This is a genomic window from Alkalihalophilus pseudofirmus OF4, from assembly GCF_000005825.2.
In the GTDB taxonomy this organism is placed as follows: Bacteria; Bacillota; Bacilli; order Bacillales; family Bacillaceae_D; genus Alkalihalophilus; species Alkalihalophilus pseudofirmus.
Window position 1 is genome coordinate 1,051,033 of record NC_013791.2, and the last position, 12,720, is coordinate 1,063,752.

At 39.9% G+C, this 12,720-nt stretch carries 14 protein-coding genes and 1 riboswitch; of the genes, 7 read left to right on the forward strand and 7 right to left on the reverse strand.

All coding sequences use genetic code 11. The annotated features are described in order from the left end of the window. Window positions 1-137 precede the first annotated feature (137 nt). The 3 genes from BPOF4_RS05215 to BPOF4_RS05225 all read left to right on the forward strand — a co-directional run bounded on the left by BPOF4_RS05215 (window position 138) and on the right by BPOF4_RS05225 (window position 1,277). Window positions 138-551, forward strand: a complete 414-nt coding sequence (locus BPOF4_RS05215; RefSeq protein ID WP_012958033.1) for a fluoride efflux transporter FluC — start codon at window positions 138-140, stop codon at window positions 549-551. Beyond that, window positions 548-937, forward strand: coding sequence for a fluoride efflux transporter CrcB (crcB, locus tag BPOF4_RS05220; protein WP_012958034.1), 390 nt, complete (start codon window positions 548-550; stop codon window positions 935-937). The genes BPOF4_RS05215 and crcB overlap by 4 nt, the downstream gene beginning before the upstream one ends. A 139-nt stretch (window positions 938-1,076) precedes the next feature. Continuing rightward, entirely contained in the window at window positions 1,077-1,277 is a 201-nt protein-coding gene (locus BPOF4_RS05225; protein ID WP_012958035.1) for a WYL domain-containing protein, read from the forward strand. Between the two features lie 41 nt (window positions 1,278-1,318). On the opposite strand, the gene BPOF4_RS05230 is transcribed toward BPOF4_RS05225, so the two are convergent. Next, entirely contained in the window at window positions 1,319-2,251 is a 933-nt protein-coding gene (locus BPOF4_RS05230) for a manganese-dependent inorganic pyrophosphatase (RefSeq protein WP_012958036.1), read from the reverse strand. A 207-nt stretch (window positions 2,252-2,458) separates the two neighbouring features. Here BPOF4_RS05230 and BPOF4_RS05235 point away from each other — a divergent pair, with 207 nt between their 5' ends. The 3 genes from BPOF4_RS05235 (at window position 2,459) to BPOF4_RS05245 (ending at window position 5,707) form a co-directional block, all read left to right on the forward strand. Further along, window positions 2,459-2,932, forward strand: a complete 474-nt coding sequence (locus BPOF4_RS05235) for an RDD family protein (RefSeq protein WP_012958037.1) — start codon at window positions 2,459-2,461, stop codon at window positions 2,930-2,932. Between the two features lie 36 nt (window positions 2,933-2,968). After that, on the forward strand, window positions 2,969-4,732 hold the full coding sequence (locus tag BPOF4_RS05240; RefSeq protein ID WP_012958038.1) for a M3 family metallopeptidase: 1,764 nt from the start codon (window positions 2,969-2,971) through the stop codon (window positions 4,730-4,732). 144 nt (window positions 4,733-4,876) lie between these two features. After that, on the forward strand, window positions 4,877-5,707 hold the full coding sequence (locus tag BPOF4_RS05245; RefSeq protein ID WP_041822261.1) for an aldo/keto reductase: 831 nt from the start codon (window positions 4,877-4,879) through the stop codon (window positions 5,705-5,707). Between the two features lie 44 nt (window positions 5,708-5,751). Here the strand turns inward: BPOF4_RS05245 and BPOF4_RS05250 are convergent, their stop codons facing one another. Continuing rightward, the gene (locus BPOF4_RS05250; RefSeq protein WP_012958040.1) at window positions 5,752-7,083 is read right to left on the reverse strand and encodes an alkaline phosphatase; all 1,332 of its coding nucleotides are present in this window, start codon (window positions 7,081-7,083) and stop codon (window positions 5,752-5,754) included. A gap of 267 nt (window positions 7,084-7,350) precedes the next feature. Between BPOF4_RS05250 and BPOF4_RS05255 the strand changes: the two genes are divergently transcribed. Beyond that, window positions 7,351-7,794, forward strand: coding sequence for a pyridoxamine 5'-phosphate oxidase family protein (locus BPOF4_RS05255; RefSeq protein ID WP_012958041.1), 444 nt, complete (start codon window positions 7,351-7,353; stop codon window positions 7,792-7,794). Window positions 7,795-7,995: 201 nt separating this feature from the next. Here the strand turns inward: BPOF4_RS05255 and BPOF4_RS05260 are convergent, their stop codons facing one another. The 5 genes from BPOF4_RS05260 to BPOF4_RS05280 are packed head-to-tail and all read right to left on the reverse strand — an operon-like array spanning window position 7,996 to window position 12,411. Beyond that, window positions 7,996-8,952 carry an ABC transporter substrate-binding protein gene (locus BPOF4_RS05260; protein ID WP_012958042.1) on the reverse strand — a complete coding sequence of 319 codons (957 nt, stop codon included), beginning with the start codon at window positions 8,950-8,952 and terminating at the stop codon, window positions 7,996-7,998. Between the two features lie 2 nt (window positions 8,953-8,954). After that, window positions 8,955-9,695: an ABC transporter permease gene (locus tag BPOF4_RS05265; RefSeq protein ID WP_012958043.1), complete on the reverse strand. Its 741-nt coding sequence runs from the start codon at window positions 9,693-9,695 to the stop codon at window positions 8,955-8,957. Further along, window positions 9,692-10,432, reverse strand: a complete 741-nt coding sequence (locus tag BPOF4_RS05270) for an ABC transporter ATP-binding protein (RefSeq protein ID WP_012958044.1) — start codon at window positions 10,430-10,432, stop codon at window positions 9,692-9,694. Before BPOF4_RS05270 ends, BPOF4_RS05265 begins: the two co-directional genes overlap by 4 nt. Then, a complete protein-coding gene (gene tenA, locus BPOF4_RS05275; RefSeq protein ID WP_012958045.1) occupies window positions 10,422-11,099 on the reverse strand; it encodes a thiaminase II in 678 nt (225 codons plus the stop codon). The genes BPOF4_RS05270 and tenA overlap by 11 nt, the downstream gene beginning before the upstream one ends. Window positions 11,100-11,136: 37 nt before the next feature. Then, a complete protein-coding gene (locus tag BPOF4_RS05280) occupies window positions 11,137-12,411 on the reverse strand; it encodes an acetylornithine deacetylase (RefSeq protein WP_012958046.1) in 1,275 nt (424 codons plus the stop codon). 126 nt (window positions 12,412-12,537) lie between these two features. Then, window positions 12,538-12,638, reverse strand: a riboswitch (TPP riboswitch). Window positions 12,639-12,720: the final 82 nt, after the last annotated feature.

Sequence of the window (12,720 nt, forward strand, 5' to 3'; positions counted from 1 at the left end):
TAGAGGTGTCTCACAATTTTCGTTTATATTCTATTTGGCTGCCCCTATATAAATAGCTGATTTTAAATTTACGAACACTTACTTTATAATAGATAGAATGTTAATCAGCTTTTAGTGTAGTAAGGTGGGAGGCTTGTATGAATGATTTAACGAAGAACATTATTGCGATTAGTATAGGAGGGGCAATAGGAACGACTTTCAGGTACATATTTAATATAGTAACGCTTGAAACAGGCTATCCCTTGGGTACAATTATAGAAAATCTTGGCGGAAGTTTTTTATTAGGGTTTTTGACTGCTTGGTTTATTGTTTTTAAACCAAAAGAGTGGGTGAAAACGGGACTTGGAGTAGGTTTATGCGGAGGGTTTACGACGATGTCTACTTTTGCTGCAGACTCCGTTCTCTTGTATGGTGTACACCTTTATAACGCTTTCATTTATGTGGTTATCTCCCTCTTTGGCGGAGTGGTGTTTGCATTAGCAGGTTCGGTTCTAGGCACTGCGATAGCTAAACGCAAACTGAAAACGAGAGAAGGAGGACTTAAATCATGAGTATATTCCTTCTTGCATTAGGCGGAGCTATTGGCGCTGTCACTAGATATCTTTTGGGTTTAATCATAATGAAGAAGTTTCCAAAACCTCCTGTACCCACTGCAATGCTCCTTGTGAATATATTAGGCTCCTTTGGGCTAGGGGTTTTTTTGGGAGGGTATTTTGGTGAAGTCCCATTAGGTGCTTATGAAGACCCTCTCTTTTTATCAATTGGACTTGGTTTTTTTGGAGCATTTACTACCTATTCAACCTTCAGTGTTGAGTCTGCTATGTTAATCGAACAAAAAGAGTGGCGAAAACTACTGGCATATATCGGATTAAGTATTTTAGGGTCAATAATCACTTTTTTGTTAGGCTTCTGGATATCAGCGAGTATTTTTCATTAGAACAGCTTTATGGAGCTGTTCTTTTTTTGTCATTTTTTTGGTTAAATGGCATACAATAATTAAGAATGTATGTTCTTATTTATGTTGATTGAGAACGTGTGTTTGTGTATAATGTAAAAAAGTGAGTGAGGTGGGTCTAATGAAAGGGCAGCTAAGAAGAGCCATAGAAAACAAAAAGAAGATTGAAATGATCTATCTATCTGCTGAGGGCATGGTTACCCAAAGGAGTATTACCATTATTCAAATGAATGAAACTCATTTGATCGCCTATTGCCATAAAAGAAGGCAGCGGCGTATGTTTAAAATCGATCATATTCTTTCATTAGAGGAAACCGCATAAAAAAACCTTGCTTCTATTTAGAAGCAAGGTTGGAGAGTACATTAACCAATAACTTTGGTTAATGCAGGAATAATTTGTTTTTTTCTTGATACGACACCTTTTAAAAGAGCTGTGTCTTCAGTAATCGCTACATCGAATGCTTCGCCGACTTTAGCTGCTCCCGCACCGTAAGTAAGGATCGTAGAATCTCCTTCTAAGATATCTGTAATTGCTAGAACAAATACTTCGAGTCCTTTTTCTTCGATCGTTCTATTCATTGCAGCTGAAAGTTCGTCTTTTCTCGCTAGTACTTCTGCTACATCAACTGTGTTTACTTGTGCAACCTCAACTAATTTGTCTCCCATAGGAAACTCTTTACTGTCAATTGAGATAATTTCTTCCGCTGAACGGTTCTCAAGCTTCGTTCCTGCTTTTAACATTTCAAGGCCGTATTCATCAAGGTTAATTTCTGCAATTTCAGCCAAACTCTTAGCAGCTTGTACATCTTCTTCTGTACATGTTGGTGATTTGAATAATAATGAATCAGAGATAATAGCAGATACCATTAAACCAGCAATTTGTTTTGTGATTTCTACATTATTCTCTTGGTACATTTTTCGCAGGATGGTTGTTGTACATCCAACCGGCTCTACTCGGAAATGAAGTGGCTCTTTCGTTTGGAAATTTGCAATACGATGGTGGTCTACTACTTCAATAATCTTTACATTCTCAATGTCATCTACACTTTGTTGAAATTCATTATGGTCAACAAGCGCGATTTCAGCAACCTCATCTGAAACCGTATTTACAAGTCGAGGCTTTTCAGCATTAAAATAGTTTAATGCAAAGGCAGTCTCTTCGTTAATCTCTCCAAGACGAACAGCTTCAACATTCCCTCCAAGCTTAGATTTAAGGTCTGCATAAATTAAAGCAGAACAAATAGTATCAGTGTCTGGATTCTTGTGACCGAAAACTAAAATTTTATCATTACTCATTTTCAAATCCACCTCTTTATTTAGTGTTGTATGTAATTGGCATGAATTCTCACTGATTCATTTTACATCATAGAAATTGATTCTTCAATCCTATCATTCCTATAAGGGAAGGGGAGTAATCGCCATCTATCAAGAAATTCATCCATTCTTAACTGATTTTTTAGAAAATTATGTTATAATTAACTGGAAAAAAAAGGGGGAGATGCGGTGGGGATTGATTGGAAGGCCCGTTTATTAAATAAAGATGAGTTAGCAAGCGGCTGGTATCGTATACTAGCAGGTTTTTATGATTTTTTATTTCTGTCCGTAGTACTTCTTTTGGCTTCGGCAGGAACAACATCTTGGTTGATGGTCATTTCTGAATCACCTCATTATGATGCAGAAGGATTTTCAAGATATTTATATCAAAATGAGTTTCATTTGCTACTTATTAACTGGGGGATTTTAGCGGTCATATTTATTTTAGTGCATTTTTTATATGTATTTCGTGCAGGACGTTCGTTTGGTATGATGATCGTTGATTTACATGTATATAACGAAGAGGCTGAAAAACCGTCACGATTACAATTGCTTTCTCGTGAGTTTTTAAAATATATTCTATTTCCGTTTGTCATTATAACGTTCTTTAAAAAAGAAAGGCCTTTATATGAACGAATAACCAAAACGTACTTAGTCAAGTAAAGCAGATCTAAGTCTGGCATAAATGAGGTGTTCGAAATGAAATGGGATTTGGACCGAATTACACCGAGGGGGCAAGATAAAGTAGAGGTTCCCAAGTATTTAAAAAATATTGAAGAAGGTTTAGAAAGCCTTAAAGTCAAGATACAAAAGAAGACAAGAAGCGAAGTAATAGACCTTATCCTAGATCTGCAGAAGCTTTACCAATCATGGTATCAGCTATTTGAATATGTGATTTGTTTACGCTCTATCGATACAACAAAAGAAGCTCCTCAAATATGGCTTGATCAGGTCAATCAAATGTATAGCATTTATAAAATAGTAGAATCGCAAGTGGAGATTGAATTGGCTGGACTGAGTGAGCAAGAATGGAAGGTCCTTCGCGGTGATAAGCGTTTAGCAGAAATTAGAACTCATCTAGAGCATGGTAGAGGTAAACAGCTGTCACGTAATCAAGCGAAAGGAGAAGCGATATTTTCCTTAGAGGCAGATGGTCTGCATGCCTGGGGTGACCTTCATCAACTAGCCGCAAATCGCATCTCATTCATGTTAGGTGAAGATGAGCTTACTGCACAAAATGCTTTAAGGACGATTTATTACGGCAGTGATCGTGCAAAAAGAGTTGAAGGAATCAAGAAATGGAAAGAAGCATGGCAGCATGAAGCTCCTCTTTGTGCAAAAGCACTCAATCATATAGCAGGATTTAGATTAAATGCTTATAAGAATCAGGGGATGGAATCATCTCTAGAGGAATCTCTTCATCTTAATCGGATGAATGAAAAAACGTTGGATGCTATGTGGAATACGGTGCTTCATCATATAGAGCCTTTTTATAATTACATAAGGCATAAGCATGCATTATTCAAGGCAGACCATCTATGTTGGACTGACCAATTTGCATCTTTGCCCCAAAAGCAAGATAAAATGCACATTCCTTTTAAAGAGGGAATTGAATTTATTGAAAACCATTTAAAGAGCTTTGATGAGGATCTAGGTGCTTTTACTAGGCATATTGTTGAAAACCATTGGATTGATGCGCTGCCCAGTGAGAGTAAAAGTCCGGGGGCATTTTGTGCAGCGTTTCCAATTGATAAGGAATCACGGATATTCATGCATTATAACCAACAAATAGAAAGTGTTGGCGTGCTAGCGCATGAAATCGGACATGCCTATCATTACACGTTATTGCAAGAGCTGCCGATGTACAGACAGGACTGTCCTATGGTTATGGCAGAAATTGCATCAACGTTAACAGAAACGATCGTCATGCGGGCAGCTATTGAGAAGGCAGAAGATGATGGTGAAAAATTACATTTGTTAAACCAACAGCTCGTTCGTGATCTAGTAACGATCGTAAACAGCTATATCAGGCATCAGTTCGAAGTAATTTTTTATGATAAACGTAGATCTAGTTATGTAAGTGCTGATGAACTAAATATGCTCATGGAAGGTATCCAAAAAGAAGTGATGAATAATCTTTTTGATACATATGAGCCTACCTTTTGGGCTTCCTTAAGGCATTTTTATTTCACCCATAAACCGTTTGGTCATTATCCGTATACCGTTGCTCATTTAATCAGCAGCGGATTCTATCAATTCCTGAAGAAATCGGAGGATAGAGGGACCTTGTTGAAGGATATTCTGCATGATACATCTGTTCTACCGGTTGAAGAACTTATAAAAAAATATACCGGAATGGATGCAGGAGAAGAAGAATTTTGGCTGCTAAGCTTAGAAAAAGTGTTTGAGGAAATTGAAGAGTTCATACACCTTAGCCAAAGAGTCTCATTAGAAGACTTTTAATATGAAAATCTATCTCGATTTAAAGCTTTAACGATTTACTTAGATGAATTAAAGCTTGTCAGATGTGATAGAGGTATAGGAAAATAGAATAGAAAGAACTTTTAGTTAAATTCATTTTTAATGAAATATGGGGAGGAAGGAAGTATGGTTATGAGTTTGCAAGAGGCAGCTACGTTACATAATGGAGTGAAAATGCCTTGGTTTGGTCTTGGGGTATATAAAGTGAAAGATGGGTCTGAGGCAAGTGAATCCGTTCGTATTGCCATTCAAAATGGATACAGAAGTATTGATACGGCTGCGATATATAAAAACGAAGAAGGGGTAGGACAAGGTATTAAAGAGTCAGGTATTCCTCGGGAAGAATTGTTTATCACTTCTAAAGTATGGAACGCTGATCAAGGCTATGAATCAACCCTTGCAGCATTCGATCAGAGCTTAAAACGTCTTGAGCTCGATTATTTAGATTTATACCTCATTCACTGGCCTGTTGAAGGGAAATTCATTGAGACATGGAAAGCGCTTGAGAAGCTTTATAAAGATGGGAAAGTAAAGGCTGTCGGCGTTAGTAATTTCCACATTCATCATCTTCGTGACCTTTTAAAAGAAGCTGAGATTAAGCCGATGGTCAACCAAATAGAGTTTCACCCGCATCTTACCCAAGTAGAATTAAAGCAATTTTGTGAGAGTGAAGGGATTCAGGTTGAAGCATGGTCTCCGTTAAAGCAAGGTGAATTACTAGAAGATGAGACCATTAAAGAAATAGCTGAATCGTACAGAAAATCACCTGCTCAAATTATTTTGCGCTGGGATCTTCAGCAAAAAGTCATTACAATCCCTAAATCTATTAAAGAATATCGCATTATTGCCAATGCGGATATTTTTGACTTTGAATTAACAAATGAAGATATGGATCGTATTAATGCATTAAACAAAGATGAGCGCTGCGGTCCAGATCCTGATAATTTTGATTTTTAAATCGAAAAAGGAGTTCCTCTAATGCAGAAGAACTCCTTTTCTTATTACTTACCAAACTCAAGTTTCATTGCTTCGGCAATTCGATTTGGCAGGTCTGTATTATCTAGCAGACCGTTAAATAAATCTGATTGCGGACCATAGGCATATACAGGAACGTCGACACCAGTATGTGCTTTTGATGTCCAGCCCACATAGGCACGCTCGCTGATAATTTGATTGATTGTCATCGCTGTTTGATTGACAGCAGCTGATTGAATGCGAGCTTCTTCATCTTCCGTAAGCTCAATGTTGGCATATTGGCTTACAATGTCGCGTGCATTGCTGCGATCTTCATTCAACTCCCCAGCCATAAAATCTCCCGTAGCCGTCACTTCTCTTAAAATATCAACTTTTGAAAGGTATTCGTCATAACCGCCAACACTCATTCCGCCTGTATCATGATCTCCTGCAACGACTACTAATGTTTTACCGTCTTTCTTAGCAAACTCTAATGCTTCTTCAACGGCCATTTCAAAAGCTTCTGAGTCTTTCATTGCCCAAGCTGCATCATGTGCATGACCGGCCCAATCAATTTGGCTTCCTTCTACCATTAAGAAAAACCCTTTTTTATTGTTTGATAGCGAATGGAGTGCAGCGGTAGTCATATCTGCGAGACTTGGCTCCTCTGTGTGATCCCGATCTAGTTCTGGTGCCATACCGCCATCTGCAAATAAGCCTAGCACTTTATCCTGTTTGCCATTCATTGATAAAAGTTCTTCTTTTGTTTCTACGAATTCATATCCGTTCGATTCAGCTTCTTCTACTAAATTACGTTCTGCTTGATTTCCATTTTCTTCTTTAGGCAGGAAGTTGCTTTTACCCCCTCCAAGCATGACATCTACATCATTGATTAATTGAAGCGCAATATCAGCCTCACTGCCGCGAGACTCAACATGTGAACCAAACACAGCCGGAGTGGCATGCGTGATGGTCGAGGTCGCAACGAGCCCGGTCGATTTTCCTGCATCACTTGCTGCTTCCAAAACTGTCTCAAGAATTTCACCCTCTGGAGAAACACTGACCATACCATTATTTGTCTTAGACCCCGTTGCCATGGCGGTTCCTGCTGCTGCGGAATCAGTTACCCAGTTATCGGCAGAGTTTGTTTTCATCATTCCTACTAACATCGAATCTAAGACTGTGTCTTCTCCTTTGTAAATTCGATAATTCGTCGCATAACTAGCAGAATAACCATCTGGAATCATGAAGATGACGTTTTCTACTTTGGCACTTGAGTGGGAGGGAGGTCCTGCGTTAACATGTTGCACGTAACTAACCCCTGAAACGACCATTGCTGTGCACAAAGCGGTAGCGGCAAATCTTTTAAACATTTTCATTCTTGTTTCCTCCTATGTATAACTAGTTTTGCTTACAAATAGTAGTTTACATAGATTTTATTTAGGTAGAATAAAGAGGAGTCTAATGATTGGTAAAGATTGCTACAGTTAAATGACAGAAAATAGGTAATTTTTACCTGGTGAGACTTTGTTCATATCTAATTTGTAACTAAGAGAGCAGGAATATATAGTGAAAGGTAGAAGGGGTAGGGATAAACGTGTCGAAGTGAAATTAAGAATCATAGAAACAGAAAGGTTGATTAATAAGTGAAAATCATACGTGATCGCGGAGAAGTCGATATGGAAAAGCTGCTCAAGAAGTCTTTATTTGCCCATTTGGCTACAGTAGAAGAGAACGTCCCGAGAGATTCACCTGTTTGGTTTTTATGGGAAGAAGGGAAGCTGTGGATTATAGGAGATGTAAACACCGATAGTTTCCCGAGGAGAATAGAGGCGGAACCTCAATGTGCGGTAGGAATAGTGGAGTATGATCAAAGGACTGGGAAGGTAATACATATTGGCTTTAGAGGAGCAGGGGAGGTTGTGTCTTTTGACCAAGACAGAGCAAATCGCCTGTTAACGCGTTACTTAGGAGCAGACCAAGATAAATGGGATCCACGTTTTACGTCATTTGGCAAAACAGCCATCCTTATCTCTATCACACCAGAGACGGTCGTAGTGAGGGATCAATCCTATAAAGTTTTAGAGTAGATTTTGTATCTGTGAAATGCACTTAAAACCTAGGTAGTGTGTGGTGGTCAATTGTATGTTTTCAAGACATTTATGAGTCTGTTGGCAAGAGAATTGCTCGGTTTCATCACTTCATTTCATCAGTTGAAGGCATTATTGCGTCTATCATTTAACTAACTCGGCCAAGAAAAGAGCTGCCCCAATAGGACAGCTCTTTGATAACTATTCTTTAGTTTTTTCTAACCAATTTTCAATCTGCTCCCAATGCTCTTTGCTTTGTGTTCCGAAAGGTTCTTCTTCTGTTTCCATTTTACTTAAAAGGATATCTAAACTTTCTTTTTCGACTGTTTCAATTAAAGGAAAGTTAGCTTCTTCTTGGTTGTCTAAGAGGATGTTAAGGCTCGCCTCAGGCTCATCTCTCATTTGTTCATAGCCTTTTACAGCCGCACGCCAAAAGGCATCTACGGTTTCTCGCCGCTCGTTCATCAGCTTTTCATTCGTGATTAATACAAGCTCATAATAAGAAGGAACACCGTAGTCTGTCGGGTTAAAATAGTTTATATCATAACCCTCATGCTTTAACACTGGATATTCGTGATTAATATATGCTCCGATGATCGCATCAGCACGTTCTGTCATAATGGCTGGACCTAATTCAAATCCGATATCGATCATTTTAACTTTAGAGAAGTCTCCGCCGTCATTTTCAACCATCGTTTTTAGCAGCTGTTCATTTAATGGAATACCAGGGTAACCCACTGTTTTACCTTCTAAGTCACGAGGGCTTGAGAAGTTCTGGTCCGCTAAAAACATTACGTGATTAAGAGGGCTTCGTACAATGGGAGCCACCGCTTCAATAGGCAAGTCTTGATGCTTGGCTGTAATAATATCTGGCTGATAACTTAAGGCAAAGTCAAGTTCTCCTGCTGCCGTTAAGTTAATAGGGTCGGTAGGGTTGGCAGGGAAAATGATGTTTACGTTTAATCCTTCTTCTTCAAAATAGCCATTTTCTATTGCGGTATACAGGAAGGTATGAACAGCATTAGGATACCAATCTAGCATAATGTCTACATCTTCTAAGGAATCAGTAGGCTCTGCAGACGTTTCTGTGACCTCTCCGCCACAAGCAGCTAGAACTAAAAGGTAAAGCGTGAGCGAAAATAAGTATAATTTTTTCATTGTTAAGTCCTCCAACGTAATAGGTATCGTTCAAGAATAGTGATAAGTAAAAACCCAATGATTCCAATAAGCGCAAGCCATACGATTGGAGCAAATACGCCAGCCCCGTCAAATTGAGTCATCATTCGTCTGCTGAAATAGCCGAGACCAGCTTCTGCGCCTAACCACTCCCCGATCGCTGCTCCTACGACACTGAGCGGTACAGCCACTTTCATTCCTGATAAGAAAGAAGGCAGGCTATGGGGAACATATAATTTCATAAACGTTGCAAACGGGCTGGCATTCATTGTTTGAAATAATTCTTTTAATTCCTTTGGAGTTGACTTCAAACCATCATACATGTTGACCGTAATCGGAAAAAAGGTAATAAGAACAGTGACGACCACTTTACTCCAAACGGAATAGCCAAACCAAAGCACAAAGATCGGTGCTAGTGCAATGATAGGTATGGTTTGTGAAATAACAAGAAGCGGGTAAAGAGCCCTTTCAATAACCGGGCAGCGATGCATACATATAGCGACTGTTACTCCTAAAATAGTGGAGATAACAAGCCCTGTAATCACCACCTCGAGTGTTGCAGGGAGGTGGGTAAAGAATAAAGTTGAATGAAGCGAAATTAATTTATCTGTGATGGCTAATGGTCCCGGCATCAAGTAAGGTTTATCAATAAATCCAGCTAAAATCTCCCAGCTAATCAATAGCCCGAGTAAGAGCAGACTCGGAGCTGTATAGTTTCTAATCATATTGAGTCAACTCCACTAAACAGCTGCCTCATAATCTGTTGTTTAATTGGAGCCAGTGTTTCAAGATTTGCTCTAGGATGAGGTTCTTCTATTGACAGTTCTAAATAAGTACTCATAGGGCTGCTAGAGAAGACTAGGATTCGATCACTTACTCTTAAGGCTTCATCCATATCGTGAGTAATTAATATGACAGTTAAATTCAAGTCACTGCAGACCTTTTGCAGCCAATCCTGCATATGGAGCCTGGTCATGGCATCTAAGGCGCTGAAGGGCTCATCTAATAGTAAGAGCTTAGAACCCCCAATCATCGCTCTTAGAAAGGATGCACGCTGCCTCATTCCGCCTGAAAGTTCTCTAGGATATTGATGCTGGGTACCTTCTAATCCAAACTGAACAAAATAAGGTTCGGCGATTGTTTTTGCTTCTTTTTTATTCACGCCTTTTAACTCGAGCGGGAGGGTAACATTTTCTAGAACCGTACGCCACTCTAAAAGAAGGTCTTTTTGCGGCATATAGCCCATAGCGCTACTGTTGTTATGAAAAAGAGCTTCTCCGTGCTGAGGCTGTTCTAGGCCCATGAGTAAACGGAAGATAGTGCTTTTACCCGCTCCGCTCGGTGCAATGAGAGAGAGAAATTCTCCCTCATAAACTTCTGCATTTAAACGTTCAATCGTTGTCCGCTGAGCCGTTTTATAAGTGAATGTTATATCGCGTAGTTCGAGCTGCTTAGCGGACATGAGAAGGCCAAGACTCCTCGTTATAAGACATATCCCAAAACATATATTCAAAGCGGCTTGTGTTAAGAAAAATCTCTTCAAGACGGGCTAATTCACTCTCAGGGAGTCCAAGAGCTAATTCATCAAGCAGGTTAATCAGCCAATCAGCGATTTCGCCGAATTCTTCAGATTGATACATCGTAATCCACTCACCATAAAATTCATGTTCCATGGCTCCTGGTATTTCTGCGAGCTTCTTTCCAATCTCATAATAGCTCCAAGCACAAGGGAGAATGGCAGTCACTAAATCAATTAAAGAGCCTCGCTCAGAAACACTTAACATATAACTGCTGTAGGCTAATGTCATCGGTGCAGCTTGGGTAGCTTCTAACTCTTCAGCCGAGATCCCAAGTCTCTCTGCATATTGCCTGTGAAGGTCCATCTCAATGTTTAATGTGGCGTCAAGCATTTTGGCAAATAGGGCCATATTTTTAAGTGAAGTTGCTTTCATGCTTGCAAGCGCAAATAGTCTGGCGTAATCAATTAGGTAGACATAGTCTTGTTTCATAAAGAACTTAAATTTCTCAATATCAAGTGTCCCGTCCCCGATTCCTTTTACAAACGGATGGTTGTGACTAGCCTCCCAAATGGGTAGGGAATTTTGATGTAGGCGTGCTGAAAATGACATGTACAAGTCCTCCTTTTTATCGTACGTTTTATAAACGCTATTGCTTTTCTTTATGACACCATTCATAGATGAACGTTAAAATCGTTTTCGTATAATCAAGAAGCTGATCAATGGATAGTTCTTCATTTACAGCATGGGCATGAATTAACTCACCAGGACCATAGATGACGGTTGGAATACCAGCATCTCCAAGCCACCCTCCGTCTGTCACTGTAGAAGACATTCCGACTTTTGTTTTAACACCAAACGTTTTATGATGAGTGGATTCTAAAAGCTTCAAACCATCCCACTCCAAATCTATCGGAAGGGCAGGGAAGATTTCACCCCGGTCTTCAATCATTGAAGTACCGCCCCAACGGAAAAGAGGAGGGTGTTCTTTTAACCAAGGGTCACCAGCTGCAACGGCAAGTAAATGTTCTTCAATCTCACGGGTGACCTCTTGATACGTTTCATCAGGATAATAGTGCACTGTTATCCAAAGCGAGCATTCATCAGCTATAAATGCCGCATGACGGCCGCCCTCAATCACAGCTGGGTTGATTGTATTCATACCGCTTGGGAAACCAGGATATGACTTTGTGATGGCCCAATGACGCTCAAGCTCGCTAAGACCTTGAATCAACTTAGTCATTTTTTCAATTGCACTCGCACCATAGAGTCCGCCGCCAGCATGAATCATATTGCGTCTCAGTCCGTCATGGAACGTTTTTGGGCTTTTCACGGTTACCCAGCCTGTAATGACTCCGCCTTGCCCGTGAATCTCGCAATTACTCGTATCAGCTACAACCGCAAAATCTGCACGGTAGCCCCGGTCGCAGCATTCTTTTGTACCAGCTTCACCGACTTCTTCACCAATGACCGATTCAATCGTCAGATCACCTGGAAGTTCTATACCTGCTTCATGGAGAAGTTTTGCTGCAAACAGGCAGGCAGCCAGACCGCCTTTCATGTCTGCCATTCCGCGTCCGTACACCTTTCGTCCTTCTTTAGTCAGTTTAAAAGGGGGGTAGGTCCAGTTTTCGTCTTTGGCAACGGAAGCTACATCTACATGTCCGTTTAAGAGTAAACTGCGGTGGTGAGCAGAAGCTGTCCCTTTTTTTACAGCTACGACATTTGGGTCATTAGGGTAAACATCCCACATATCAATATCAAAGCCCGCATCAGCAAGGTAGTGGGCGATAAAGTCCTGTGCTTCTTTCGTATTTCTAGCTGGGGGGCTTTCCGTTTGATATTCTACTAGCTGCTGCAACAGGCAGATTAGTTCTTCTTCTCTTTCCTCAACACGTTCAATAAGTTCTGCAATAGATTTCATGTTCTCACTCCTTTAAAGCAAATAAAAAACCACTTCTATAAAAGAAGTGGCTGATAGACGTCATATGTACAGGAAAACCTTGCTGTATGCAATCTCGCTGAACACAGCTGGAGTTACAACTGAGAATAGACGCTCTCACCACTTCCCTCCGCTAGTATTATCTAGATCAGGTAATAGGGTTAAGGCTTGCACCTTTCTCAGCAATAATTGCACCCCTAGTGGTCTCGCTATTTAATTATGTTATTTAAATATAAGTCTGAAAATATGATTCAGAAACTACTTTCAAATTATCATACTTTTTTTAAGGTT